We start from the raw sequence: 25,195 nt of genomic DNA, 5'->3' as shown, positions 1-25,195 counted from the left end.
GGCATGCGACACCACGGCACTGTGCCAGCCGATTCGCTCGCTCATACCACCCATCCTGCCTGGTCGAGGTGGGCGGATGCGAGTCGCTCCCGTCGCCGGCCCGTCCCGGAGTAGCCTGCCTGACTGATGACCTCACCGTCCGACTGGGCCGATCCACCCCACGACGGGTGGACCGTCAGCGATCTCGACCGGCTGCCCGGCTACGGGCACCGGCGGGAGTTGATCGACGGTGTGATGCTGGTCGGGCCTCCCCCGGGGCCACGGCACGAGGCCGTCGCGGCGCTGCTCGCCGCGAAGATCAGCCCGCTCTGCCCGCCGGGGCACGCGGTACGCCAGGGCGTGGCGGTCCGCTTCAACGAACGGCGCTGCTTCACTCCGGACCTGGTGGTGATCATCGGTGGCAGCAGCCGGGAGTGGCTGGCGCCCCGGGAGGTCCTGATCGCCATCGAGATCGTCGCGCCGACGTCACTGCTGATGGATCGCATCACCAAACCGGCTCTGTACGCGGCCGCGGGCATCCCGTACTTCTGGCGCGTCGAGACCGACGGCGGCATCGAAGTCTCCACCTACCGGCTCGACCTGGTCGAGGAGGTCTACCGGCAGACCGGGGAGTTCCGGAACACCATCGACATCCCCGTACCGTGGCCGATCAGGATTCCGATCCGGGAGATAACCCCCTGACGGTCAGACCGTGCCCCTCAGAGCGCGAGCTTGACCGCGGCGGTCAGCAGTAGCTGCGCCAGCGCCAGCGGTACGAGCACCAGCCAGCAGAGCCGCTGGAGCTGGTCTTCGCGCAGCCGCGGGTACGAGACCCGGATCCAGATGATCACGAAGGCGACGGCGAAGATCTTCAGCAGCGTCCACAGCCAGCCGAGGTGGGCATCGTCGAACGGGCCCCGCCAGCCACCGAGGAACAGCACGGTGGTCAGCGCGGCGATGACCAGAATCCCGACGTACTCGGCGAGCAGAAAGAACGCGAAGCGCAGCCCGGTGTACTCGGTCATGTACCCGAAGACCAGTTCCGATTCGGCGATCGGCATGTCGAACGGCGGCCGGCGGATCTCCGCCAACCCGGCAGTGAAGAAGATCAGCATGGCCGGGAGCTGCCACAACAGCCACCACGGCTGCCAAGCTCGGACAATTTCGGACAAACTCAGACTACCGGCGGCCATCGCCACCGACGCCGCCGCGAGGACGAACGGCAGCTCGTACCCGAGGAGCTGCGCCGCCGCGCGTAACCCACCCAGCAGTGCGTACTTGTTGGCCGATGACCACGCGGCCATCAGCACCGAGACGACGCCGATGCCGACGACCGCCAGGACGAAGAACAGCCCGATGTCCAGCGGCTGGGCCACGAGGCCGTGCGGTCCGAGCGGGATGACCAGAAGCACCAGGAGGTACGGCAGCAGCGACACGATCGGAGCCAGCCGGAACACCGCCCGGTCCGCCTCGCGGGGCGTGACGTCCTCCTTCTGCACGAACTTGATCCCGTCCGCGACGAGCTGGGCCCAGCCGTGGAAGGCACCGGCGTACATCGGGCCGAGCCGGCCCTGCATGTGCGCCATCACCTTGTGCTCGGCCTGCCCGATGATCAGCGGCAGGGTGAGGAACGCGACGAGCACCGCGACCACGCGGATCAGCAGCTCCGCCCACACCGGCATGTCAGGCCTCCCCGTCGTCGGCGGTGCGGTCGCCGCGCTCGGTGGCCGGCCCCGGCGACCCAGCGGCAGGCCCGGACGGCTCGGCGGCAGGCCCGGACGGCTCGGCGGCAGGCCCGGACGGCTCGGCGGCAGGCCGGCGCGTCGGCCGTTCTCGGACAGCCCGGGCTGGTCGGGCCGGCGGTAGCTGGCCCGCCTGTGGCCCCCACTCGTTGGGATCGGGTACGCCCATCGGCCGCATCGGCTGACGCTTGGCGGCGGTGGTGTCGTGGCTCTCACCCGGCTCCTTCGCGCCCGGCCAGGGCTTCGCGACCCGCGTGGCCAGCACGAACTCCTTGCGCAGCGGGTGGCCCTCGAACTCCGGCGGCAGCAGCAGCGGCGCGAGGTTCGGGTTACCCGGGAAGTCGATGCCGAACATCTCGCGGGTCTCCCGCTCGTGCCAGGCCGCTCCCGGGTAGAGGTCCACCACCGATTCGATCGCCGGCGCGTCACGGCCGATCATCGCCCGCACCAGTACGCCGTGCCGCAGCGTGGTCGACCAGAGGTGAGCCACCAGCCGGAAGCCCTCGTCCAGCTCGTCGACGGCCGACAGCCAGTCGAAGAAGTCGCAGCGCAGCTCGGCATCGTCACGGGCCGCGCGCAGGGCGTCGCGCCAACGGGCGGGTGCCACGTCGACCGTGGCCCGCGCCCACCCGTTTCCGCCCGAGAGCGAGACGGCAGGGGATGGAGCATCGTCTCCCCCCAGCAGCCCCGCGAGCCGGGCGCCCACTTCTTCCGGCGTCATGAGCCGATCCTATGGGCAGCCTCGATCGTCACTCACGGCTGCGGTGGGCGTACCGGCGGGGCGGACAGCGCCGCCACGTCGCGCTGGGCCCGGCGCTCGGCGGCCACGCCCAGGTCCGGGCGGGCCACCCCGCCGACGCCGGCCTGCTCACCGGCGATCTTCTCCTGTAGGCGGAGGATGCCGTGCAGCAGCGCCTCAGGGCGCGGCGGGCAGCCGGGCACGTAGACGTCGACCGGGATGAGCTGGTCGACGCCCTTGGTCACCGAGTACGAGTCCCAGTACGGGCCGCCGCAGTTGCTGCACGCGCCGAAGCTGATCACGTACTTCGGCTCGGGCATCTGGTCGTAGAGCCGCTTGATCGCCGGTGCCATCTTGTCGGTGACGGTGCCGGAGACCACCATGAGGTCGGCCTGGCGCGGCCCGTGGGCGAACGGGATGACGCCGAGGCGCATGAAGTCGTGGCGCCCCATCGAGGTGGCGATGAATTCGATCGCGCAGCAGGCCAACCCGAAGTTGAAGACCCACAGCGAGTATCGGCGGCCCCAGTTGAGCACGAACCGGATCGGCTCTCCGAGAACACCAGGCAATGCGGTCACAAGGCCCAGTTAATCACGGCCGGCACTGCCCGAATGGTCACGGCCGGTTGCCTCACCATCCCAGCTTTGTGGTCAACCCCTCCCGAATCGCCGTGGGATGGTTTTACGCTGCCCGCCGTGAGCACTAGTGCACTGGCACCCCACCTTGCCCGAAAGGAGGCGAGGCCCGTGCCCGCCGGTGTCGCGGCCGGTCACCCGGCTACCGCCGAGGTCGGCCTGCGCGTACTGCACGCGGGCGGGTCCGCAGCCGACGCCGCGGTCGCGGCGGCGCTGGCCGGCTGTGTCGCCGAGACCCTGCTCACCGGCATCAGCGGCGGCGGCTTCGCGACCTACTACGACGCCGCCTCCGGTGCCGTGACCTGCCTGGACTTCTTCTGTGCGGTGCCCGGCCTCGACGGCGACGTCTCGCCGGGGCTAATGGCACCGATCGAGGTGGTGTTCGGCGGCGTCCCGATGAGCTACTCGATCGGTGCGGCGACCGTCGCGGTCCCCGGACTGCCGGCCGGCATGGGCGAGGTGCACCGCCGCTGGGGCCGGCTGCCCTGGCACCGGATCGTCGCTCCGGCGGTCAACCTCGCCCGCAGCGGCGTCGTGCTGCCCGCCGCTCAGGCCCGTACCTTGATCACGATCGCGCCCGCGATGGTCCCCGGCTTCGGCGCGGACGTGTACTCCCCCGGCGGCAAGCTCCTCGAGGGCGGAGACCTGCTCTTCCACCCCGGCCTCGACGTCGCGCTGGCCGCGCTCGGCGCGGACGGGCCGGACGTCTACTACACCGGCTGGATCGGCGAGCAACTCGTCAAGACCGTCCGCACCGGCGGTGGCGCGATCGGCCCGGCCGATCTGGCCGCGTACCGGGTCCTCGAACTTCCCGTGGAACACGCACCGCTGGCGGGGGCCGGCGTGTTCGGCCGCCGGGACCTCAACAACACCATCCCCACGATCGCCACGCTGCCGAACGACCTGGCCGCCGCCTCGGCCCCCGAGCGGGCCCTCGCGCTCGCCGACGCGCTGCTCAACCACGGCCGGCAGCGGGTGGGTGACACCACCAACATCTCGGTGGTCGACTTCGACGGCAACGCCTGTGTGATCACCATGACACTCGGCCTCGGCTCCGGCGTCTGGCTGCCGGGCCTGGGTGTGCACCTCAACTCGATGCTCGGCGAAGGCGAGTTGATGACCTCGGAGCTGGCGCCCGGCGAGCGCATGCCGTCAATGATGTGCCCCCTGGTCGTGATCGACGACGACGGGGAACTGCTGATCGCCGCCGGCTCAGCCGGGGCGTCGCGCATCCGCACGGCCCTCGTACACACGCTCGTCAACGTACTGGTCAAGAACTCCGACATGACGGCAGCGATCAAACAGCCACGGTTCCACGTGGTCGCCGACCCGGACGGCGGGCCGCCGGTGGCCCATCTCGAGCCCGGCTACCCGACCGACGAGGTCGCCGCGCTCGCCGCTGCCGGGTACCAACTGCGCTGGTGGGAGCGCATGGATCACTACTTCGGCGGCGCGAGCGCGGTCGGCCACGCCGGCGCCGCGGGCGATCCCCGCCGCGGCGGAATGGGCCGCCTGGCTTGACGGCCACTCCTCGTCAATCTTGGAAGATTTGACACGCTATTGGATGTCGAACCTTCCAAGATCCGGCGGAGAGTGCGGAGGAACCCAGGCCGCCAGGCGCATGTCGACGCGGTCGCCGCGCATCGGGGTACCCTCCGCCGCGTATCGTCGCAGCGACTCGGCCTCGTGGCCCGGCACCAGCCGGCCGTTCGCCGCGACCACGCGGTGCCAGGGCACCGGACCGCCGTAGCGGGCCAGCACGGCACCCACCTGACGTGGTCCTCCCCGGCCCAACCACTCGGCGATCGCCCCATAGGACATCACCCGTCCGGGCGGGATGCGCTCCACCAGGACAAGGACATCCTCGACGTAGTCGTCCACGGCCGGCCACGATATGGGATCCCGGCGCGGATCGAAACGAGCCAAGAGCAACAATGGGCTCCGTGCGCGTACAGGTCACCGCTGCAAGTCGGATCGTGGTCAAGGTCGGCTCGTCGTCGCTGACCACGGCCACCGGTGGGCTCGACCGGCAGCGCGTCGACGCCCTGGTCGACGCGCTCGCCGGCCACCCCGCCGAGACGGTCCTGGTCTCCAGCGGCGCGATCGCCGCCGGGCTCGCGCCGCTCGGGCTGCCGCGCCGCCCCCGCGACCTGGCCACGCAGCAGGCGGCGGCCAGCGTCGGGCAGGGCCTGCTCATGCAGGCGTACACCGAGTCGTTCGCGCGGCACTCCAAGACCGTCGGGCAGGTGCTGCTCACGGTCGACGACGTGACCCGGCGGGTGCACTACCGCAACGCGTACCGGACGCTGCGACGCCTCCTCGACCTGAACACGATGCCGATCGTCAACGAGAACGACACGGTTGCCACCGAGGAGATCCGGTTCGGCGACAACGACCGGTTGGCCGCGCTGGTGGCCGCCCTCGTCCGCGCCGACCTGCTCGTACTGTTGTCGGACGTGGATGCGCTCTACACCGGGGACCCGGCGAAACCCGGCACCCGACGCATCGCCGAGGTCCGTGACGACGAAGATCTGGCGGGCATCTCGATCGGCAAGGCCGGCCGCGCCGGCGTGGGCACCGGTGGGATGCTGACGAAGGTCGAGGCGGCCCGCATCGCCACCCACTCCGGCATTCCGGTCATCCTGACCTCCGCGCCGCTCGCGGCCGCGGCCCTGTCCGGCGAGGAGGTGGGCACGCTCTTCCACCAGGTCGGGCACCGACCGACGGCGCGCCTCTTCTGGCTGGCCCACGCCACGAGCCCGCGGGGCAGGCTGCACCTGGACCCGGGTGCGGTACGGGCGGTGGTCGACCGCCGGGCCTCCCTGCTGCCGGCCGGCATCACGGCCGTCGACGGGCGGTTCGCCGCGGGGGACCCGGTCGACCTGGTCGACGCCGGCGGCCGGCCGGTGGCCCGCGGGCTGGTCAACTACGACGCCACCGAACTGCCCGGCCTGCTCGGCCGCTCCACCCCGGAGTTGGCGGCGGAGCTGGGTCCGGGATACGAACGAGAGGTCGTCCACCGCGACGACCTCGTACTGCTGTGAGGTTTGCACTTCTGTGAACGAGGAGCGATACATGTCCGTGCAGGAGCAGGGACGACGGGCGAAGGCCGCGGCCGGAGTGCTCGCCACTGCCACCCGCGCCGCCAAGGACGCCGCGCTGCGGACGATGGCCGACGCGCTGGTCCGGCGTACGCCCGAGATCTTGGCCGCGAACGAAGCGGACGTCGAGGCTGGCCGCGCCGCCGGCCTGACCCCGGCGCTGCTCGACCGCCTCGCCCTCAACGACTACCGCCTGGAGGGCATGGCCTCCGGCCTGCACCAGGTCGCCGGCCTGCCCGACCCGGTCGGCGAGGTCATACGCGGCTCGACGCTCCCCAACGGTCTCGAACTGCGGCAGGTACGGGTGCCGCTCGGCGTGCTCGGCATCGTCTACGAGGCCCGCCCCAACGTCACCGCCGACGCGGCCGGCCTGTGTCTGAAGGCCGGCAACGCGGTGCTGCTGCGTGGCTCCTCCTCCGCGGCCCACTCCAACGCGGCGATCGTGGCCGTCCTGCGCGACGCGCTACAGACCGCCGGCCTTCCCGAGGACGCCGTGCAGCTGGTCGACGCGTCCAGTCGCGAGACGGTCAAACAGCTCATGCGCGCCCGGGGCCTGGTCGACGTCCTCATCCCACGGGGCGGCGCGTCGCTGATCCGGTCGGTGGTCGAGGAGTCGACCGTGCCGGTCATCGAGACCGGGGTCGGCAACTGCCACGTGTACGTGGACGCGGCCGCCGACCTCGACATGGCGCTGGAGATCCTGCTCAACGCGAAGACCTCCCGCCCGTCGGTGTGCAACGCGGCCGAGTCGCTGCTGGTGCACCGGGCGATCGCCGAGCCGTTCCTGGCTCGTGCGCTGCCGGCGCTGCGCGACGCCGGGGTGACCGTGCACGGCGACGTCGACGTGGTGGAGGCGGGTCACCGCCGGGGGGTCGACGTCTTCGAGGCGACCGACGACGACTTCGGCGCCGAGTACCTCTCGCTGGACCTGTCGGCGGCGGTGGTCGGCTCGCTGGACGAGGCGGTCGCGCACATCGCGCGGTTCGGCTCCGGGCACACCGAGGCGATCGTGACCGGATCCCTCGACGCGGCGCGCGAATTCACCGCGCGGGTGGACGCGGCAGCGGTCATGGTGAACGCATCGACCCGGTTCACCGACGGCGAGGAGTTCGGCTTCGGCGCCGAGATCGGCATCTCGACGCAGAAGCTGCACGCCCGGGGACCCATGGGCCTGCCGGAGTTGACGTCGACGAAGTACGTCGTAACGGGCACCGGTCAGGTCCGCTGAGCGCGAGCGAGGTCGCCGGACTTCACCTCGTTCAGGAATGCCCGCCAGGCCGCCGGGGTGAAGACCAGAACCGGACCTGACGGGTCCTTGGAGTCGCGCACCCCCACGGCGGTCGGGGTGCCGGCGACCTCCACACAGTTGCCCTGCCCGCCGCTGCGGCTGCTCTTGCGCCAGGTAGCGCGGGTCGGGTCGAGCGTCGGCATCCGGCGCTCCCCTCACATCGTCTTCGCGGATTCGCGGATCAGATTGACCGACGCCTCATGGGACAGGGCGGCAGCCTGGACCGTACGGAAAATCCGCACGTACGCCTGTGCGCCGTCACCTTCGACGTACAGGCTGCCGGCGCGGCTTTCCAGATAGACGACCGGCGGGTCGACCTCGTCGGGGAACACCAGGATCGAGAATGAGCCGATCATCGACGGGTGCGCACCGGCGCCGAACGGCACGATCTGCAGGGTCAGCCCGGGCGCCTCGGCGTCGGCGACGAGGCGTTCGAGCTGGGCGCGCATGGTGGCGGGGCCGCCGACGACCCGCCGGATCACGGCCTCGTCGAGCACGACCGACAGTTCGGGCCGCGCCTCGTCGCGCTGGCGCTTCATGCGCAGTTCGGTACGGCGGTCGACCTCGGTGCGCGACGCGTCGGGAAGCTCCGCGGAGATGACGGCGCGGGCATAGTCGGCCGTCTGCAGCAGGCCCGGCACGAGCGCCACCTCGAACGTGGAGATCTCTGAAGCGGCGTGCTCCAGGCCCACGTACACCTCGAACCAGGACGGCAGCACGTCCGAGTACGCCTGCCACCAGCCACGCTGGCGCGCATCCCGGGCGACCTGCACCAGGGCCGCCACGTCGTCCGAGTGCACGCCGTACAGCTCCAACAACGTCCGCACGTCACCCGGACGCACCGAAACCTGCGCGTTCTCGATACGGGACATTGTGGACCGGGCAAGGCCCAACTCCCTCGCCGCGTGGTCGAGGGTCAACCCGCGCTCCTCGCGCAGTCGTTTCAGTTCGGCAGCGATACGTCGACGCCGAACAGTAGGGCTTGACCGGGACATGACCTCAGTCTGCCCCAGAAATGGCATCGACGCATATCACGATGCAAGAACTCGGAAATTGCAGGCTGCCAAAATGGCATAGAGGATTGCGGTACGCCCACGCCAGGCTTGACGGAGGTGTGACACCAGGTGGCGACCGATCCGGGTCCTCCCCAGGCGCTGTACCGCCGGGTGTGGACGTTGGCCCTGCGAGGCCTTCCTGGACGCGGTGTCCCGGCTTGCCAGGTGCGCCAATCGGCACTCCATATAGCGTTCGACCGCCCCACCGGGCGGCGGGGCGGTCGAAAGCTTTGCGAAAACGATCAGTACGAAGGCAGCGAGGGGTCGACGGTCTTCACCCAGGACGAGACCCCGCCCTGCACGTGTACGGCATCCTTGAACCCGGCCGCCTTCACCGCGGCGAGCGCCTCGGCGGAGCGGGTGCCGGCCTTGCAGTACAGGACGATCTGCTTGTCCTGGGGCAGGTCGGCGAGCGCGCTGCCGTTGAGGATCTCACCCTTGGGTACGAGCACCGCGCCCGGAATGCGCACGATCTCCCACTCGGCGGGCTCCCGGACGTCGACCAGGTGGATGGCCTTGCCGGAGTCGATCCACTCCTTCAACTCGGGCGCCGTGATCGTCGAGCCGAGGGTCGCCGCGCTCGCCTCGTCGGAGATGCCGCCGCAGAAGTCCTCGTAGTCGATCAGTTCCGTCACGGTCGGGTTCTCGCCGCAGACCGCGCAGTTGGGGTCCTTGCGGATGCGCACCGAGCGGTAGGTCATCTCGAGGGCGTCGTAGACCATCAGCCGACCGAGCAGCGGCTCACCGATGCCGGCGAGCAGCTTGATCGCCTCGTTGACCTGGATCGAGCCGATCGACGCGCACAGCACGCCGAGCACGCCACCTTCGGCGCAGGACGGCACCATGCCGGGCGGCGGGGGCTCCGGGTAGAGGCAGCGGTAGCAGGGGCCGTGCTCGGCCCAGAACACGCTGGCCTGACCGTCGAAGCGGTAGATCGAGCCCCAGACGTAGGGCTTCTTCAGGAACACGGCCGCGTCGTTGACCATGTACCGGGTCGCGAAGTTGTCGGTGCCGTCGACGATCAGGTCATACTGGGCGAAGATCTCCAGCACGTTGTCGTTGCTGAGCGCCTCGTTGTGGACGATCACGTTCACGTACGGGTTGATCTCGCGTACGGAATCGCGCGCCGACTCCGCCTTCGGCCGGCCGATGTCGGACTGGCCGTGGATGATCTGCCGCTGAAGGTTGGACTCGTCGACGGTGTCGAACTCGACGATGCCCAACGTGCCGACACCAGCCGCGGCGAGGTACATCAGCGCGGGAGAGCCGAGGCCACCGGCGCCGACACACAGGACCTTGGCGTTCTTGAGCCGCTTCTGGCCGGCCATCCCCACGTCGGGAATGATCAGGTGGCGCGAGTAGCGCCGCACTTCGTCGATCGTCAGCTCGGCAGCTGGCTCGACGAGCGGTGGCAGTGACACGGGCGTGCCTTTCCGTCTATGGACTCCTGTCCGTCAACCATTCTGCCGCGAGATCACGTATTGCCCACGTGAGCCTCATTACCCAGTCCGAACTGCGGGATTCCAGGCCTACGGAATCGGTGCGCCGGCGTAGCGCTGGCCGTTCACGAACGGCCACGGATTGGCGACGCAGCCCTTCAGCCCGTACGTCTGCTGCTGCATGACCGGCGCCAGCTGCCCCGGCCCCGGACACGCCTCGTGCCCGTGCCCCAGCTGGTGACCGACCTCGTGGTTGATCGCGTACGTCCGGTAGACGTCCAGCGGTGCCCCGTAGTCCGGAATGGCGGTCAGCCAGCGCGCGTCGTTGATGATCACCTGGCCCTGCAGCCGGCAGGAGGTGAACTTGTCGGTGTGCAGACCGCCCCGCGCACACATCGACTCGGACGTCGACGGGCTCGCCAGGTAGATGGTGAACTCCGCCGGCGACGAGGCGGGCACCCGCTGCAACCGGAACTGGCCGCTCGCTACCCAACTGCGCGGGTCCCCGAGCACCTGGTCGACGGCTGCCGCGAAGGCGTTCGGGTCCTCGTTGATGCCGTTCTCGACCGCGATCCGGAACCGGCGCAGCGTCCCGGAGGTACCGAGAATCGGGCCCGCGGCGTTGAGCTGGACGAACGTCCCTGTTCCCTTGTCCACGACGGCTGGCGGGGCGGCCGCCGCGGACGGGGTCACCTGTGGCGGGGCCGCGACAGCCGACGCGGACGGGCGGGGAACGGTCGTCGCCGACCCTAGCGCAGCCTGCTCGGCAGGCGACTCGGTCAGCCAACCGCTGCGCCACATGGCGCCACCGAGAGCCGCCGTGACCAGGACGAACACCATCCCGGCGAGAAGGATGGTACGCCGGGAGCCGCGGCGGGCGGGCCGGGTCGGCGGGGTGCCCCGCCCCGAGCGGGCCCCTCGGCCACGCGACGCGACGCGCTGTCCGGACGCGGCGCGCCGTCCGGACGCGGCGCGCCGTACGGATGCGGATGCGGATGCGGCACGCTGCCTGGACTCGCGTCGTGGTGGGCGCGGATGGGTCGAATGCGTCTGCGACCACCCGGTCGCATCGGGATCACGAGTGGGATAGCGGATGCCGGGATCGTGCCCGACCCGTGGGTTCGCCTCACCCTCGTACCCACGCGGATCGGGCCAGGGCCACGTGCCGTCCGCCCAATCAGAGCCAGGTCGCGAGCCGGGTGACCCATCGGCACGCTCGCCGAAGACACGGTCGTTCCCGGCCGACCGCGCGCTACGCGTACTTTCGGCCTGGCGCGCGCTACGCGCATGGTCGGCCTGGCGCGCGCTACGCGCGCGTTGTCCGCGGGGCTCGCTCGTGGCACCGTACGTCATCGATTAGCCAGCTTGCCACGTGCGAGGTCTCTTCGGTGGAGATACCCCACCATCATCCCGCAGCCTCACCCGCAGCAGTTATGCCACCACCAAAAGTGATGTCCCGCTGAGCGGAACCCTTGCGTCGAGCCCGCCGCGCCCGCTCGTTCTTACCGGCCGGCAGCACCTTGATCGAGCAGGCCTCCTCGATCAGGCCGAGGAACGCGCGGGCGACCACCCTGGGCGCCTCCATCTGCGCCACGTGGCCGATGTCCTGCAAGGTGAGCAGGCGGCTGTTCGGAATCGTCCGGGCAACCTGCGCGGCGACCCGAACGTCGACGAGCAGATCGCGCTGCCCGCCGATGACGAGCGTCGGTGTGGTGATCCTCCGGGCCACCTGCCACAGCGACGCCGAGCCGGGCAGATACGCCCGGACGAAGCTCAGAATCAGGCTGCGCAGCGTACGCACGTAGGCGCTGGTGTACTCCGGGACGGTGTAGCGCAGCCGGGCCTCCTCGACGGCCTCCGCGAAACGCTGCTCCGGAAAGCGGGTGGGATCGGCGAAACAGCTCTCGATCACCATCCGTGCCAGGTCGGCAGGGTCGATCGCGGCCAACCGGCGGGCCGCGAGCCAGTCCGCCCGTGGGATGAGCAGCAACGGCAGAAGCCGGCCGTGGAAAGACCTCCGCGGGTCCAGAAACGGCATCGCCGGCGACACCAGCGTGAGCGAACGCAGGAGCTCAGGCCGGGTACCGGCGACGCACACCGCGACGGCACCGCCCAGCGAGTTGCCGAAGAGGTGGACCGGGCCACGGCCGGAGTGCTCAATCCAGCGGATGATCCGGTCGGCGAACGCGGTGACGGAGTAGCTGCGGGCCGGGTCGCTGCGCCCGAAGCCGGGTAGGTCGATCGCCTGACCTTCGAGGTAGTCCGCCAGCAGACCGGCCAGGTCCGTCCAGTTCAGCGAGGAGCCGCCGAGTCCGTGCACGTAGACCGCCGGTTCCGTGTGTGCGGACCGGCCGGGAGTATCCCTGACATGGATGCTCGCACCGTCCACCACCACGGAACGCCCTGGCCAAGCCGGCGTGATCCCCTCAGGTACCGGGAGGGCATCCTCCGGCACAAGTCGGGCGGCCTCCATGAAACCCATACTGCCTCGCCCGAAACTGACTTGCCGTTAACTTTCCCTTATGCCGTAGGCCGGCTTTAACGAAGCAACGGCTTGACTCTTCCCGGGAAAAGGCCGGTCTACCTACGAGAGCAGCGCCTCAAGTCGACGGTTCACCGCGGCGAGCGTCGCCCGTACCACCGCCTGCCGCTGGTCCCCGTTGACCACGGCGGAGCCGGACAGCTCCTCCACCCAGCCGCTATGCGCGAGCAGGAGCACCACCACCGCCACCTCACAGTTGCCCATCGGTACGACGGTGGCGTTCTCGATGAAGCAGCGCGCGCGGGGGGAGCCGTCCGCACCCGCCAGCAACTCGTCGACCGCGTTCGCCGTGGCGACCGCCGCCAGCCGCAGCACATAGCCGTCGAACATGGGCCCGCGGGCGGATCCGACAGCCGGACTGGCGTCGGCGGACAACCGCACCTCGACCACCGCCTCGGCGCCCTGCGTACTCACCTCGACCTGGTCGAGGAGCACCCGGACCGCACCCGGGCCGCCGGGGAGCGGGCGGTGCGCCGGCGCCGACTCCCGGGCCGGGTCGGCGAGCGGAACAGAGTCCCCGCCCCGCCGGTACGACCGGCTGCCAGACGCCTCGACGCCCCGACTCCGGGCGCCCCTGCCCCCGAGGGCTCGGGCCTCGGTCACCCCACGGCGGAACTCGCGCGCCTCGGTCACCCCACAGCCGAGCTCCCGGCTCGTCGTGACCCCGGGGCCGGGCTCCGGCAGCCCGGTCCCGCCCGGCTGGTCCGCCTGCGGGCGGGCGGCCTCGCCCTCGGCCGTCGGCTCGGGCACCGAGGTGCCGCCGGCAGCCTCGGACACCGAAGTGCCGCCGGCAGCCTCGGCCCGCCGGTCGACGTCGTCCGCGTACGCCGACTCGTCGCGAAGGCGGCCCACGGTCTCCTCATCGTCGTCAGGGGCGCGGCGGTGCGCGGGGACGGCAGGCGCCGACTGCGCCGCGCGCAAACGCTCGTCGTTCGGCTCGGCGGCCAACCCCATCCGTTCGTTGAGCAGCCGGGTGACCGCACGGCTGACCTCGCCCGGATCGGCGTCTTCGGCCAACTCCAGGCGCAGTGTCTGAGCGCCGCTCGCGTTGGCACGCAGCTGGGCGTCACGTACGCCGGGCACCCCCCGCACCGCCGCCAGCACGGCGGAAAACTCGAATCCGTCGGGGTGCGCCGCCGCGCCGTCGTCGTCCTCGTCGCGCAGGTAGGTCGCGATTCGCGCGAGTTCGGGAGCGGCGGCCGGCAGGCCGCCCGGCTCCTGTTCGGGCTCTGGCAGGCCCGGCACGTCGGGCACATCCGGCGCTGACGGCACCCGCTGCGGCAGACCCGAGTACCGCGGCCCGCCGGACGGCCGCTCGGGCCAGCCCGGAACGCTGCCGGCCGGCTCCGACAGCGAAGGCTGCGGCCAGCGCGGCTCATGCCACGGCGAGTCGGTCTGGGCGATCGGCTCCGGCGGGGCAACCGGATCGGAGATTGCCGAGTACGGGCTGGTGGAGGCCGCAGACTCGCGGTAGACCGGTGTCTCCTCGTACTCCGGGGGTGGCGAAGTCCGCGCGATGGGGATCCGTTCGTAGCCCGGGGGCAGCGACGCCGGCGCCCACGGCGAACGTTCCGTCGACTCCTCGCCGACGTGCCGGCCACCCGGTGCGGCCGACTGGGGCACCTGCTGTTCGGGCTCGTCGGAGTACTGCCCCCCGACCGGCTCGGAGTGACGCCCGGCGTCGGCAGCGGGCGCGTCCGACAGCGGCGGATAGCTGTAAGCGGCTGGCAGCGGGTGCGCGGCGGGCTCCGGAAGTGTGTCTACCGGGGCCGCACCGACCGGTCGCCCGGCAAACGGCGGAACGGGCGGCTGAGGCTGCCGGGTGGTGGCCGGTTGCGGCAGGTCGACCGCTGGCGGCGCCGTCGGCTCGGCGAGCGGCGGGACGAGCGACAGGGGCGGCCGCGGGGTGGTCCCGGCGCGGTCACCGGGCGGTTCGGGGGAAGATGGCGCAGCCGGCAACGAGGGAGCAGCCGGCATCGGCACCTCCGGGGCGTGCCCGGCGGCTGTCGGATCGTTGTCGGCGGCCGGCGAGTACGGCGTGCGGTAGTCGACCGAGGCCCGACCCACGCGGCGGTCCCCGTACGGGAAGTCGTCGGCCGGCTCCGCCCGCTCGGGGAGGTTCAGCGGCGGGAACGTGAGGTTGTTCGGGTGCTCCTCGGCGCCCGGGCCGCTCGCGACGCCGTCCGTCGGCCGGGCCGGTGGCGAGATCGGTGCGATCAGGTCGCTGTAAGGAGTTCGCAGGTCAGCACGGGGCCGGATGGAAGTATTGTCAGCCCGGACACGGGCAGTGCCGACAGGCGGCCAACGGCTGTCAGCGCCATACTGACCCCATCCGGGTAGGGCGTCTTCGGAGGAGTTGTTGGCAGGCCAGGGCGTACCGTCGTGCGTCCCGTCGCGTTCGCCCGCACCGTTCGCGTCCGCGCCTGGCTGTCCCGTGTCGTCCACCGTGCGCTCCTCCGTCGCCTGACGTGAGGCTACCGTGAACGGGTAGGAGCGGTAAGTTGCATCCGGCGGCGTGATTGGAGAGGGTTGAAGATGACCTCGGCGACGAGCGGCATGCAGCAAACCGGCCGGCCGGTGCGACTACCGCGCTCGGCGCGGCGTAAACAGCTGCTCGCCGCCGCACAGCAGGTCTTTGTGGCCCAGGGCTACCACGCCGCGGCGATGGATGACATCGCGGAGCGCGCCGGCGTCTCCAAGCCAGTGCTCTACCAGCACTTCCCGGGCAAGCTCGAGCTTTATCTCGCGCTGCTCGACACCCACTGCGACGCGCTCGTCGACCGGGTCCGCCGGGCCATGGGTGCCACCCCCGACAACAAAGAGCGGGTGGACGGCGCGATGCAGGCGTACTTCGACTTCGTCGACCATGAGAGCGAGGCGTTCCGGCTCGTGTTCGAGTCGGACCTGCGCAACGACCCAGCCGTTCGCGAGCGGGTCGAGCGGCTCGAGCAGAGCTGCATCGCCGCGCTCACCGACACGATCATGAGCGACACCGGCGTGAGCCGGGCCCGGGCGGAGCTGCTGGCGGCCGGCCTGGTCGGGGCCGCCGAGACCGCGGCCCGGTTCTGGCTGGCGGGCGGCCGCCAGGTGCGAAAGGCTGAAGCGGTGCAGTTGCTTGCCACCCTGGGGTGGCGCGGAATCGCGAGCTTCCCGCTGCAAGGCGAGCAGTCCTGATCGCGTTACCCTTCGGAGGCGGCGAACCGGCCGCCTGATCAAGGAGGAAGACGTGGAGGTCAAGATCGGCGTACAGTTCGCACCCCGCGAGCTCGTGCTCGAGAGTGCCCAGTCGCCGACCGAAGTCGAGCAGGCCGTGGCTCAGGCCCTCTCCGGCCGAGACGGTGTTCTCACGCTCTTCGACGAGAAGGGCCGCCGGGTCATCGTGCCGGTCGACAAGCTCGCATACATCGAAATTGCCGAGTCCTCCCCGCGCGCGGTGGGGTTCACTGCGGCCTGAGCGGGGTCATCTCGCGGTCTTGGACACCCAGACCGGCCATTCCGCGGGCCTGGGTGTCCAAGATCACGAATGCGATCAGTTGTTGAGGCCCACTGCGGCCATGCGAGCGGTGTGAGCACTCGTCAGCCGCTTGAACAACGCCTGCACGTCCGACAGGTCCCCGCCGCCGGATGCGATCAGCCCCGCGAGCGCCACCCGCTCGCCGGCGACCCGCTGCGCCTGTGACAGCGCCTCGCCAACCAGTCGGCGGGACCACATCGACAGCCGGTTGGCCACCTTCGGGTCGGCCGCTATCGCCGCCCTCAGCTCGGCCGCGGCGAAGTCGGCATGCCGGGAATCGTGCAGCACGTCCAGCACGAGGTCACGATCCTCCGGTTCGAGGTACGCGGCGATTTCCCGGTAGAAGTCGTCCGCCACGCCGTCACCCACGTACGCCTTGGCCAGCGCCTCCAGCCAGTCTTTCGGCTTGGTCTGGTCGTGGTAGTCGCGCAGCGCCCCCACGTACGGCCGCATCGCCGCTTCGGCCTCGACGCCGAGTTCGAGCAGACGATTCGCCAGCCGGCAGTAGTTGTCGATCTCGCGGGCGGCCATTTCACTGAGCACGGCCCGCCGACGCAGATCGGGAGCGAGCCGCGCGTCCGCCGCCATCTGATCGAAGGCGACCAGTTCGGCGTACGCGAGCAGTCCCAACAGCTCAGCGACGGGCGGCATAGGCGCGGAATACTCAGACACGACGGAAGGTTACTCCTTATACAGACCGCAGTATGTGCCGATCAGTAAGTAGTTGCGGTAACGAGCAGGTCCCTCACCAGCAGCGGCCCCAGGGCCGCCGGGTCGGGATCGCAAGCGGCACAGCTGAGCAGGCATATAGCGAGTGATAACATTGTTCTCAATTTCGCCGACGCCTGCTGCGTCCGGCGAGCGCGCGGCCCGCGATTTCCAGTCGCCCCGGGGTTCAGACCCAGGCCATTCGCCCGTGGCGCGCGCCATACATCCGAGCGCACCCGTCAAGTCGGGGCGCTCCCGCGAGAGAGACACCCCGAAAACTTGATGAACATCGAGGAAGCCAATACGGCCGCAAACGCGGCCGCATCTGAACTCACCCCGACCGAATCCACCGAGGCTGAAGCCGCTCCCCGCGTACCGGGCCGTCCCGACAGCCCCACCTTCGCCGACCTGGGCGTTCGCCCCGAGACCGTCGCCGCGCTCGAAGCCGTCGGCATCACCCACGCCTTCAAAATCCAGGAGCACGCGCTCCCCATCGGGCTGCGCGGGGCCGACATCATCGGCCAGGCGCCGACCGGCACCGGCAAGACGCTGGGCTTCGGCCTGCCACTGCTTCAGCGGACCAGGTCCGCTGAAGAGGGCGCCGACGGCCTTCCGCAGGCGCTCGTCGTCCTACCCACGCGCGAGCTGGGCCTCCAGGTCGCCCGCGACCTCGACATCGCCGGCCGCACCCGCGGTATCCGCGTCCTGCCGGTCTACGGCGGCGTGGCCTACGAGCCGCAGACGGAGGCGCTCACCAGGGGCGTCGACATCGTCGTCGGCACCCCTGGCCGCCTGCTCGACCTGGCGAAGAGCAAGCAGCTACGCCTGGACCGGGTCCGGGCGCTCGTCATCGACGAGGCCGACCGCATGCTCGACCTGGGCTTCCTGGACGACATCGAGAAGATCCTGTCGATGCTGCCCGACGACCGGCAAACGATGCTGTTCTCCGCCACCATGCCCGACCCGATCGTCACGCTGGCCCGGCGGTTCATGCGCCAGCCGGTGACGATCCACGCCCAGCACGACGACCTGACCGGCCCGTCGCCCCTCACCCGGCAGGTGGTCTACCGCGCCCACCCGCTCAACAAGGTCGAGGTGGTCGCCCGGATCCTGCAGGCCGAGGGGCGTGGCCTGTCGATGATCTTCACCCGTACCAAGCGCGCCGCCGACAAGGTTTCCGAAGAGCTGGACTTTCGTGGCTTCGCGGTCGCGGCCGTCCACGGTGACCTGGGTCAGGGCGCACGGGAGCGGGCACTGCGCGCGTTCCGCGCCGGGAAGATCGACGTACTGGTCGCCACCGATGTCGCCGCGCGCGGTCTCGACGTCACCGGCGTCACGCACGTCATCAACTACGACTGCCCCGAAGACGCCGACACGTACACGCACCGCATCGGTCGTACCGGCCGTGCCGGCGCGACCGGCGTGGCGGTGACGTTCGTGGACTGGGAGGACATGCCTCGCTGGCGGCTGATCGACAAGTCTCTCGACCTGGACCTGCCGGAGCCGCCCGAGACGTACCACACGTCCGAGCACCTCTACACCGACCTCGACATTCCCAAGGAGGTAAAGGGCACCCTGCCGACTGCCGACCGCACCCGCGCCGGCCTGTCGGCCGAGCGCCTGGAGGATGTCGAGGGCAAGCGCGGCCACCGTCGTGGTCGCCGTGACGACTCCTCGGGTACGCCCGCGGCAGCGCCCAGCGCCCGGGACGGCGAGGGCACCTCGGCGGGCTCGCACCGGCGACGTCGTCGGCGCATGGAGCCGGGCAGCACGGCTACGGCATCGGCCGAGACGTCCATCGTGGAGGCTCCACGGCCCACAGGCGAGGATGAGGCCACCAAGCGGCCACGGCGGCGCCGTCGTCGCGGTGGCCGGGGCGCTGCGGGAGCGGCGTCGACCGACAGCGAGTGATCTGACTAAAGAGAAGGGGCGGTCCCGACCGGGGCCGCCCCTTCGTCGTATCTGCCCTACGGTCGGCCCACCCATCCGCTCCGCGAGGTCGACCTCCGTCACGGTGCTCTGCGGCGAGAAGCCCGTTCAGGTGCGCCCGCTACCGGACATCGAGCGCGAGCACGGCGACGCGCGGCGGCTCATGCGGCGGGTACGGGTCCGAGCAGCCGCTCCAGCGCTGGCGTGATGCCCCACTGCCCGATGAGCGAGTCGTACTCCGCCCGCAACTCCGGAGTGGCGGGGGCACCCGTGTGCCGGGCCCGCAGCAGCACGTTGCGCGGCGTGTGCACCGAGTCGACGAACTCGACGACGTCCACCCGGTACCCGTGCAGCCGCAGCAGGGCCGCGCGCACCGCGTCGGTGAGAACGTCGGAGAAGCGCTCGCGCAGAATCCCGTGGCGGATGAGCGGCTGGTACGGGTCGGGCGCGGTCCCTGCACGCAACTGGGCGGCGATGTCATGGTGGCAGCACGGAGCGGCTAGCACCCAGCGCGCGTTCCAGCCGACGGCGCGGGCGAGAGCCTCGTCGGTCGCCGTGTCGCAGGCGTGCAGCGCGAGCACTACGTCAGCGCCGTCCACATCGGCCTCCAGGATGGTCCCGGCGACGAAATCGACCCGGTCCGACCAGCCGAGCCGTTCGGCCAGCGCGGCGTTGCGGGCCCGCTGGTCGGAGCGGACGTCCACGCCGGTCAGCCGGACGTCGACCCCCTGCGCGGTCAGGTACCGGTACGCCGCGAACGTCAGGTAGGCGTTTCCGGCGCCGAGGTCGACCACCCGCAGGGGCTGCGGCAACTGGTCAGTGCCGAGCGTCGCGGCGAGGGCCCGCAGGAAGGCGTCGACCTGACGGCGCTTGGCCGCGCTCCCACCGATCACCTGGAACAGCGGGTCGCCCGGATCGAGGAGGTGGGTCGAGGTCCGGTCATGCGCGTCGGCAGCCGCGCCCGCCGGAGCTGTACCGGCGACCGGCGCGGCCCGGTGCACCTGCGCCTCCCCGCGCTTGGTGACCCGCAACTGCAACACGCCGTCGGCGCTCTCCACGTACCAGTTGCCGAACGGCTCCGCCAGCAACCGGTCGACCATCTCCTCGGCCTCCCGGCCCCAGGCGACGTTGCGGGTGTACGGGCGCACGCCGTCGTCGGAGATGACCTGAAGTTGACGGCCGGCCTTCAACGACACGGGCCGTAGCTCCACCCGCTGCCAGCGCGGCTGCGCGCCCCTGCGGCGGCCGGAGGCGACGGCGCGGACCAGCCGGTCCGGGTCCAGGAGCAGGTTGCGCACTTCGGTCAGGGCGACGTCGAGAGGTTCCGGCACCTCTTCAGCCTGCCATCACGCCGATCGGCCCGGCGAAGTAGTCACCACCACGGTCACCGCTCGCCACAGGTTCGAGCGTACAAATGTACTATTTAGGTGAAACGTCGCTTTTACAATTTTCGGTCGTTATGGGGACGTGAGTTCTCATCGCATGATTGGCACCGCCGCGCGCGCCGCCACAGCCTTCGTCGCGGCGGCCGCCATCGTCGCCGTACTCGGGCCCGCCCGCGCAGCTGCCGACCCGAGCCCGGCGGAGATGGACAGCCAGGTGGCGACGGCATGGCAGCAGTTGGAGGGCGTCGTCGAGCACTACAACACGACCCGGGTGAGCCTGAGCGACACCCGTACCCGGCTCGCCGCGACCGATGCGGAACTCGCGCCACTCCAGCAGAAAATCGAGGACCTGCAGCGCAAGGTCGGCACGATCGCGGCCGGCGTGTACAAGAGCAACGGCGACGGGCCGGCCACCGCACTGCTCGGTGCCCACTCGCCGAGCATGCTGCTGGACCAACTCACGATGCTGGATCACGTCGCACGCACCCACAACCAGGACCTCAAAGGGCTGAACGCCGCCACCGCCCGGTACGAGTCGCAGCGACGCAACCTCAAGGACCTGGAGCGGAAGCAGGCCGCCCAGGACCGGGAGCTGACGGTGACGAAGGCGGTCATCGAGAGCAACCTGAACGAGCTGCAGACGCTGCGCACCAAGGTCTACGGAGCGCGGGCCAGCCGCGACGCCACCCGGGACGCGTACGTGCCGATTTTCCCGGCGAACGCGGGCGGCACCGCGCTGCGCTACGCGTACGAGCAGATCGGCAAGTGGTACCAGTGGGGCGCGGCCGGGCCGAGCACGTTCGACTGCTCGGGGCTGACCCTCGCCGGATGGCGCCAGGCCGGCGTGGACCTGCCGCACAGCGCGGCACTGCAGTTCCAGCAGACCAAGCGCATCAAGCGCGAGGAACTGCGCCCCGGCGACTTGGTCTTCTACTACCGGGACCTCCACCACGTCGCGATGTACGCGGGCGACGGGCGCGTCGTCAACGCTCCCCAGACCGGTGAGCGGATCTCGATCCGGCAGATGGACTTCGCCCCGATCGTCGGCTACGGCCGCGTGAGTTAAGACAACCGAACGCTGAGTCAACCGAACAACGCGCAAGAGGGTCCCCCGCCTGGCGGGGGACCCTCTTGTCACAGGTGGCAGCCGATGGATCAGCCGGCGAGCCCCAACGCGAGCGGCAGCACGCCCGGTGCCCCGGCGCGCCGCAGCAGCCGGGCCACCAGCGCCGTAGTCCAACCCGTGTCGACCAGGTCGTCGACCAGCAGCACGGGACCGTCCAGGCCGGCCAGCCGGTTCGCCAACTCGTCGGGCACGGCGAACGCGTCATGAAGAGCGCGGACCCGCTGGGCGCTGTTGCCCCGCGCTCCCCCGCCTCGCTCATCGCCCACCCGAGCGACCGAGCCGAGCAGCGTGAGCCGGCCGGTCGCGGCGATGCGGGCGCCGAGGTCGCGGACGAGGACCGGGTGGCGCCGGGACGCGACGGTCACCACGCCGACCGGCCGGGCCGGCCACGGATCGTCGCCGCGCGCCCAGTCGGCGAGCGCGCGTACGACCCCGGCGAAGACGTCGTCGGGCACCGGCCCGTCCGGGGCGTCCTCGGCAAGCAGGCGTCGCAGCCGCTCACCCCAGCCGAGGTCCGACAGGCGCGCCAGCGCGCGGCCCGGCCCGGCCTGCTCGCCCGCCGGGATCCGTCCGGACAGCGGCACCCCGACAGCTGCCAGCCCGGTCGGCCACAACTGCCGGGGCGCGACGGTGACACCGACCCGCCCGAGGTGCGCCTGCGCCGCGGCGAGCGCCTCGCCGGCGACGGCCGGCGGGTACCACGGACCGGCGCAGTTGTCGCAGCGGCCGCAGGCGCTCGCTGCGGGGTCGTCGAGGCAGCGGCGGAGGTACTCCATCCGGCACACGCCGGTCGTCGCGTACTCTCGCATGGCGGCCTGCTCGTCCCGGCGGGCGGCGGCGACCCGTTCGTAGCGAGCGGTGTCGTGCTGCCACGGCGCCCCGGTGGCTACCCACCCGCCGCGCACCCGCCGCACCGCACCGTCGACGTCGAGCACCTTCAGCATCAGTTCGAGGCGGTTGCGCCGCAGGTCGACGCGCGCCTCCAGGGCCTGGGTGGACAACGGCCGATCAGAGCTTTCCAAGGCGTCGAGCGTGGCGCGGACCTGCTCCTCCGGTGGGAACCCGAGCGCGGCGAAGTACCGCCAGATCGCCTCGTCTTCGCGGCCTGGCAACAGCAGCACGTCGGCGTTGCGCACCGCCCGGCCGGCCCGGCCCACCTGCTGGTAGTACGCGATGGGAGACGACGGCGCGCCGAGGTGCACGACGAATCCGAGGTCGGGCTTGTCGAAGCCCATCCCGAGCGCTGAGGTGGCGACGAGGGCCTTGATCCGGTTGTCGAGCAGGTCCGCCTCGGCGGCTCGGCGGTCGGCATCCTCAGCCTGCCCGGTGTAGGACGCGACGGGGTATCCCCGCGCCCGCAGGAACGCGGTCGTCTCCTGCGCTGCCGCTACCGTGAGGGTGTAGACGATGCCGGAGCCGGGGAGATCGGCCAGGTGCTCGGCCAGCCAGGCCAGCCGGTGTGCGGCGTCCGGGAGGCTGAGCACGCCCAGCCGGAGCGACTCCCGGTCAAGGGTGCCGCGCAGGACCAGCGCGTCGCCCAACTGCTCGGCCACGTCGGTGGTGACGCGGGCGTTGGCGGTGGCCGTCGTCGCGAGCACCGGCGTACCCGAGGAGAGTTCGTCCAGCAACGTGCGCAGGCGCCGGTAATCGGGGCGGAAGTCGTGCCCCCAGTCGGAGACGCAGTGCGCCTCGTCGACGACGAGCAGGCCGGTCGTTGCCGCGAGCTTGGGGAGCACCCCGTCCCGGAAGTCCGGGTTGTTCAGCCGCTCCGGGCTGATCAACAACACGTCCACCTCGCCGGCGTGCACCTCGGCGTTGATCTGCTCCCACTCTTCGAGGTTGGCCGAGTTGATCGTGCGAGCCACGATCCCGGCCCGGGCCGCCGCGTCGACCTGGTTACGCATCAGCGCCAGCAACGGCGAGACGATGACGGTCGGGCCGGCGCCCGCACCGCGCAGGAGAGCCGTGGCGACGAAGTAGACCGCGGACTTGCCCCAGCCGGTGCGCTGCACGCACAGCACCCGCCGCCGGTCGATCACCAGCGCCTCGATCGCGCGCCACTGGTCGGGCCGGAGCGTCGCCTCCGGCCCCGCGAGCGCCCGCAGCACCTCCTCGGCGCGCGCCCTCGTCGCTTCCCGTTCGTCCACCCGACCACCATTCACCAGGCCTTTGTACCAGCAGCCGGTGACACTTCGCCCGGGCGCGCAGTACCAGGGGCGGCGGTCAGCGCCGCCGGTATCGAAGACGCCAGCGGGTCCCCCGGGCGGCCCGGCGCTCCAACTGCGCCAACCGCCGGGCGATGAGCCGGTCCACCTGTAGCGCTATCCACAGGCACAGGACGGTCAGCGGCAACTCGCCGCACAGAGCGGTCGCCACCGCCACGATCAGCTCGTCACCGCCCGGCGACGTCACCATGTCGAACCAGGCGTCGATCACCAGCGCCGTCGCGGTGGCGGTGGCCGTCATCACCATGTGCCGCTGCCCGCGGTAGGCCAGGATCGCGGTGAGTAGAAGCAGCACCATCAGACCTATGTCGAAGCCGACCCACGCGATCCGGTAGTTCCGGGTCCGGATGTCTTGCGGAAGGGTCACCGCCAGGTAGACCGTCCACGGAGCGGTCACCAGGGCGAGGAGCGCGAAGACCGGAGCGATCCACCACGGCACCGGTCGGATCCGGGGCAGGACAGGCGATGTCTCCTCGCCCACCTCAACCATTGGACGACAGCTGGCGCATCACGGACGTGGGCGCGTCGGTGAGCACCGACGGCGGCTCGTCGCGTGACTCGTCGACACCCCGCGGACGCCGGTCAGCACGGCAAAGCTCGATGCCGGTGTACATCTCGACGCTGTCCCACTCCCCCAGCGGGTAGGACTTGCCCCGGGTCAGCCGGAACGTGTCCGGCCGGTCACCCGGGTTGGCACGCACCCAGACCAGAGTGCCGTTCGTACTGACGTCCGTCGCCACCAGCCGGTCGTCGCGGATCTCCAACTTCAGGTGGGTACGGCTGATCCACCTCGACGCGGCCTCGTGCAGCCATTCGTTGACTCCGACGGAGTCCGGCTCCTCCGGAGCCCGACCGACGAACACCGGGCGGTCGGCCATCACCACGAAGTGCCGGCGCCGCAGCCCGTCGACGATCAGAGTCATCGGTACGGCCGGCCGCCGCGTCCCGATGTCGCGCAGCGGCTCGTCGTGGCGGGGACAGACCGGCTTACCGTCACGCAACCGCGGCACGGGCTGGCCGAGGCTGCGGTCCGCACCGAAGCTCGGGCAGCCGAACTCGTCACAACGCCAGGCGCGCGCGATCAGAGCGGTGCCGGTCGGGCTGGACGCGGGCAGGTAATCGGGCGGCTCCGGCAGCGGCTCGTACACCGGCTCGGTCGGGTCGGGCCAGATCCGTACCTGCCTCCGGTCCTCCTCTCCGACCTCCTCCGCCTTCGGTACCGGCGTCATCTTCGGCACCGGATCGCCGGCCTCTCCACCACGCCGGGACAGCACCACTCCGCCGGTGCCACCCGTGCCGTCGGTCAGCAGCGCGCCGCCGCCGCGCGGGCTCACCGCCAGCACCCGGAGCGGGGCGTCCCGCAGCCACTCGCACTCCTTCGCCACCTCGGCGTGGTCCCGCAGACCGATGACGGGCAGACCGGTCAGCTCGGCGATCTCGAGAACCCGCGCGGCGGCGTCCCGCACCGTCTCGATCAGTCCTTCGTCGGTCCACCGACCCAGCACCATCCGCTCCTTGGCGGTCAGCGCGGCCTCGGAGAGCAGTTGACGCGACGCGACGGGGTAGATCATCGCTCCGCCGTCACGCAGGTAGCGCCCGAAGGCGTCGACGACCATGCCGACGCGAATCAGGTTGACCGATCGGCCGTCGTCCAGATCGGTGCACCGGACGATCTCACCGATATCGACGACCGCCTGCGCCATCACGACGTCGGTGGTGAGACGCCGTTCGATGGTGTCCATCGCATGGCTGACTTCGAAGCGCACGGCCACCTCCAGCTCGCATGCT

At 71.0% G+C, this 25,195-nt stretch carries 22 protein-coding genes and 1 pseudogene; 8 read left to right on the top strand and 15 right to left on the bottom strand.

The window, feature by feature from the left end; genetic code table 11:
• The first annotated feature begins 126 nt into the window (after positions 1 to 126).
• Complete coding sequence (locus HC028_RS09445) at positions 127 to 681, top strand: Uma2 family endonuclease (RefSeq protein ID WP_168075362.1); 555 nt, start codon at positions 127 to 129, stop codon at positions 679 to 681.
• A gap of 17 nt (positions 682 to 698) precedes the next feature.
• Here the strand turns inward: HC028_RS09445 and nuoH are convergent, their stop codons facing one another.
• From nuoH to HC028_RS09430, 3 genes and pseudogenes are all read right to left on the bottom strand, one after another.
• Positions 699 to 1,661, bottom strand: a complete 963-nt coding sequence (nuoH, locus tag HC028_RS09440) for an NADH-quinone oxidoreductase subunit NuoH (RefSeq protein ID WP_168075360.1) — start codon at positions 1,659 to 1,661, stop codon at positions 699 to 701.
• A 196-nt stretch (positions 1,662 to 1,857) separates the two neighbouring features.
• Positions 1,858 to 2,442: pseudogene (locus tag HC028_RS09435) on the bottom strand (NADH-quinone oxidoreductase subunit C); the annotation flags it as partial.
• A gap of 32 nt (positions 2,443 to 2,474) precedes the next feature.
• Positions 2,475 to 3,029 (bottom strand): NADH-quinone oxidoreductase subunit B, encoded by a 555-nt coding sequence (locus HC028_RS09430; RefSeq protein WP_168075919.1) that lies wholly within the window; start codon positions 3,027 to 3,029, stop codon positions 2,475 to 2,477.
• Positions 3,030 to 3,206: 177 nt separating this feature from the next.
• On the opposite strand from HC028_RS09430, the gene HC028_RS09425 reads away from it, so the two are divergent.
• A complete protein-coding gene (locus HC028_RS09425) occupies positions 3,207 to 4,616 on the top strand; it encodes a gamma-glutamyltransferase (RefSeq protein WP_239075470.1) in 1,410 nt (469 codons plus the stop codon).
• A 36-nt stretch (positions 4,617 to 4,652) separates the two neighbouring features.
• On the opposite strand, the gene HC028_RS09420 is transcribed toward HC028_RS09425, so the two are convergent.
• Positions 4,653 to 4,916: an MGMT family protein gene (locus HC028_RS09420; protein WP_239075482.1), complete on the bottom strand. Its 264-nt coding sequence runs from the start codon at positions 4,914 to 4,916 to the stop codon at positions 4,653 to 4,655.
• 122 nt (positions 4,917 to 5,038) lie between these two features.
• On the opposite strand from HC028_RS09420, the gene proB reads away from it, so the two are divergent.
• Together proB and HC028_RS09410 are read left to right on the top strand one after the other, a co-directional pair.
• The gene (gene proB, locus HC028_RS09415) at positions 5,039 to 6,139 is read left to right on the top strand and encodes a glutamate 5-kinase (protein ID WP_203981325.1); all 1,101 of its coding nucleotides are present in this window, start codon (positions 5,039 to 5,041) and stop codon (positions 6,137 to 6,139) included.
• A gap of 31 nt (positions 6,140 to 6,170) precedes the next feature.
• Positions 6,171 to 7,424 (top strand): glutamate-5-semialdehyde dehydrogenase, encoded by a 1,254-nt coding sequence (locus HC028_RS09410; protein WP_205861255.1) that lies wholly within the window; start codon positions 6,171 to 6,173, stop codon positions 7,422 to 7,424.
• On the opposite strand, the gene HC028_RS09405 is transcribed toward HC028_RS09410, so the two are convergent.
• The 6 genes from HC028_RS09405 to HC028_RS09380 form a co-directional block, all read right to left on the bottom strand.
• A complete protein-coding gene (locus HC028_RS09405) occupies positions 7,412 to 7,627 on the bottom strand; it encodes a DUF397 domain-containing protein (protein ID WP_168075348.1) in 216 nt (71 codons plus the stop codon). The genes HC028_RS09410 and HC028_RS09405 overlap by 13 nt on opposite strands.
• 12 nt (positions 7,628 to 7,639) lie before the next feature.
• Positions 7,640 to 8,479, bottom strand: a complete 840-nt coding sequence (locus tag HC028_RS09400; RefSeq protein ID WP_168075346.1) for a helix-turn-helix domain-containing protein — start codon at positions 8,477 to 8,479, stop codon at positions 7,640 to 7,642.
• Positions 8,480 to 8,781: 302 nt separating this feature from the next.
• Positions 8,782 to 9,960: an adenylyltransferase/sulfurtransferase MoeZ gene (gene moeZ, locus HC028_RS09395; protein WP_168075344.1), complete on the bottom strand. Its 1,179-nt coding sequence runs from the start codon at positions 9,958 to 9,960 to the stop codon at positions 8,782 to 8,784.
• 108 nt (positions 9,961 to 10,068) lie between these two features.
• The gene (locus HC028_RS09390; RefSeq protein ID WP_168075342.1) at positions 10,069 to 10,818 is read right to left on the bottom strand and encodes a DUF3152 domain-containing protein; all 750 of its coding nucleotides are present in this window, start codon (positions 10,816 to 10,818) and stop codon (positions 10,069 to 10,071) included.
• A gap of 565 nt (positions 10,819 to 11,383) precedes the next feature.
• Positions 11,384 to 12,451 carry an alpha/beta fold hydrolase gene (locus HC028_RS09385; RefSeq protein ID WP_168075917.1) on the bottom strand — a complete coding sequence of 356 codons (1,068 nt, stop codon included), beginning with the start codon at positions 12,449 to 12,451 and terminating at the stop codon, positions 11,384 to 11,386.
• 111 nt (positions 12,452 to 12,562) lie between these two features.
• Positions 12,563 to 14,965, bottom strand: coding sequence for a hypothetical protein (locus tag HC028_RS09380; protein WP_168075340.1), 2,403 nt, complete (start codon positions 14,963 to 14,965; stop codon positions 12,563 to 12,565).
• Between the two features lie 90 nt (positions 14,966 to 15,055).
• Here HC028_RS09380 and HC028_RS09375 point away from each other — a divergent pair, with 90 nt between their 5' ends.
• Positions 15,056 to 15,694 (top strand): TetR/AcrR family transcriptional regulator, encoded by a 639-nt coding sequence (locus tag HC028_RS09375; RefSeq protein ID WP_168075338.1) that lies wholly within the window; start codon positions 15,056 to 15,058, stop codon positions 15,692 to 15,694.
• A gap of 52 nt (positions 15,695 to 15,746) precedes the next feature.
• Positions 15,747 to 15,974 carry a DUF3107 domain-containing protein gene (locus tag HC028_RS09370; protein WP_168075336.1) on the top strand — a complete coding sequence of 76 codons (228 nt, stop codon included), beginning with the start codon at positions 15,747 to 15,749 and terminating at the stop codon, positions 15,972 to 15,974.
• Between the two features lie 75 nt (positions 15,975 to 16,049).
• On the opposite strand, the gene HC028_RS09365 is transcribed toward HC028_RS09370, so the two are convergent.
• Positions 16,050 to 16,706, bottom strand: a complete 657-nt coding sequence (locus tag HC028_RS09365) for a ferritin-like fold-containing protein (RefSeq protein WP_239075472.1) — start codon at positions 16,704 to 16,706, stop codon at positions 16,050 to 16,052.
• Between the two features lie 318 nt (positions 16,707 to 17,024).
• Between HC028_RS09365 and HC028_RS09360 the strand changes: the two genes are divergently transcribed.
• The gene (locus HC028_RS09360; RefSeq protein WP_168075334.1) at positions 17,025 to 18,653 is read left to right on the top strand and encodes a DEAD/DEAH box helicase; all 1,629 of its coding nucleotides are present in this window, start codon (positions 17,025 to 17,027) and stop codon (positions 18,651 to 18,653) included.
• Positions 18,654 to 18,832: 179 nt separating this feature from the next.
• On the opposite strand, the gene HC028_RS09355 is transcribed toward HC028_RS09360, so the two are convergent.
• Positions 18,833 to 20,002 carry an SAM-dependent methyltransferase gene (locus HC028_RS09355; protein ID WP_168075332.1) on the bottom strand — a complete coding sequence of 390 codons (1,170 nt, stop codon included), beginning with the start codon at positions 20,000 to 20,002 and terminating at the stop codon, positions 18,833 to 18,835.
• Between the two features lie 151 nt (positions 20,003 to 20,153).
• Between HC028_RS09355 and HC028_RS09350 the strand changes: the two genes are divergently transcribed.
• On the top strand, positions 20,154 to 21,122 hold the full coding sequence (locus HC028_RS09350; RefSeq protein WP_168075330.1) for a C40 family peptidase: 969 nt from the start codon (positions 20,154 to 20,156) through the stop codon (positions 21,120 to 21,122).
• An 89-nt stretch (positions 21,123 to 21,211) separates the two neighbouring features.
• Here the strand turns inward: HC028_RS09350 and HC028_RS09345 are convergent, their stop codons facing one another.
• The 3 genes from HC028_RS09345 to HC028_RS09335 all read right to left on the bottom strand — a co-directional run bounded on the left by HC028_RS09345 (position 21,212) and on the right by HC028_RS09335 (position 25,173).
• The gene (locus tag HC028_RS09345) at positions 21,212 to 23,329 is read right to left on the bottom strand and encodes a DEAD/DEAH box helicase (RefSeq protein ID WP_239075473.1); all 2,118 of its coding nucleotides are present in this window, start codon (positions 23,327 to 23,329) and stop codon (positions 21,212 to 21,214) included.
• Between the two features lie 76 nt (positions 23,330 to 23,405).
• Positions 23,406 to 23,888: a hypothetical protein gene (locus HC028_RS09340; RefSeq protein WP_168075328.1), complete on the bottom strand. Its 483-nt coding sequence runs from the start codon at positions 23,886 to 23,888 to the stop codon at positions 23,406 to 23,408.
• Between the two features lies 1 nt (position 23,889).
• Positions 23,890 to 25,173 carry an FHA domain-containing protein gene (locus tag HC028_RS09335; RefSeq protein WP_168075326.1) on the bottom strand — a complete coding sequence of 428 codons (1,284 nt, stop codon included), beginning with the start codon at positions 25,171 to 25,173 and terminating at the stop codon, positions 23,890 to 23,892.
• Between the last annotated feature and the right edge of the window lie 22 nt (positions 25,174 to 25,195).

Origin of the sequence: Planosporangium flavigriseum (assembly GCF_011947225.1) — a bacterium.
Classification (GTDB): Bacteria; Actinomycetota; Actinomycetes; order Mycobacteriales; family Micromonosporaceae; genus Planosporangium; species Planosporangium flavigriseum.
The sequence above is the reverse complement of the archived record's forward strand: the minus strand, read 5'-3'. Positions and strand labels throughout refer to the sequence as shown.

What these genes read in the sequence shown, in the direction of transcription:
- HC028_RS09445 (WP_168075362.1), top strand. Translation starts at nt 127, where the DNA reads ATGACCTCACCGTCCGACTGGGCCGATCCACCCCACGACGGGTGGACC.
- nuoH (WP_168075360.1), bottom strand. Translation starts at nt 1,661, where the DNA reads ATGCCGGTGTGGGCGGAGCTGCTGATCCGCGTGGTCGCGGTGCTCGTC.
- HC028_RS09420 (WP_239075482.1), bottom strand. Translation starts at nt 4,916, where the DNA reads ATGTCCTATGGGGCGATCGCCGAGTGGTTGGGCCGGGGAGGACCACGT.
- HC028_RS09410 (WP_205861255.1), top strand. Translation starts at nt 6,171, where the DNA reads ATGTCCGTGCAGGAGCAGGGACGACGGGCGAAGGCCGCGGCCGGAGTG.
- HC028_RS09405 (WP_168075348.1), bottom strand. Translation starts at nt 7,627, where the DNA reads ATGCCGACGCTCGACCCGACCCGCGCTACCTGGCGCAAGAGCAGCCGC.
- HC028_RS09400 (WP_168075346.1), bottom strand. Translation starts at nt 8,479, where the DNA reads ATGTCCCGGTCAAGCCCTACTGTTCGGCGTCGACGTATCGCTGCCGAA.
- HC028_RS09390 (WP_168075342.1), bottom strand. Translation starts at nt 10,818, where the DNA reads ATGGTGTTCGTCCTGGTCACGGCGGCTCTCGGTGGCGCCATGTGGCGC.
- HC028_RS09385 (WP_168075917.1), bottom strand. Translation starts at nt 12,451, where the DNA reads ATGGAGGCCGCCCGACTTGTGCCGGAGGATGCCCTCCCGGTACCTGAG.
- HC028_RS09375 (WP_168075338.1), top strand. Translation starts at nt 15,056, where the DNA reads ATGACCTCGGCGACGAGCGGCATGCAGCAAACCGGCCGGCCGGTGCGA.
- HC028_RS09360 (WP_168075334.1), top strand. Translation starts at nt 17,025, where the DNA reads ATGAACATCGAGGAAGCCAATACGGCCGCAAACGCGGCCGCATCTGAA.
- HC028_RS09350 (WP_168075330.1), top strand. Translation starts at nt 20,154, where the DNA reads ATGATTGGCACCGCCGCGCGCGCCGCCACAGCCTTCGTCGCGGCGGCC.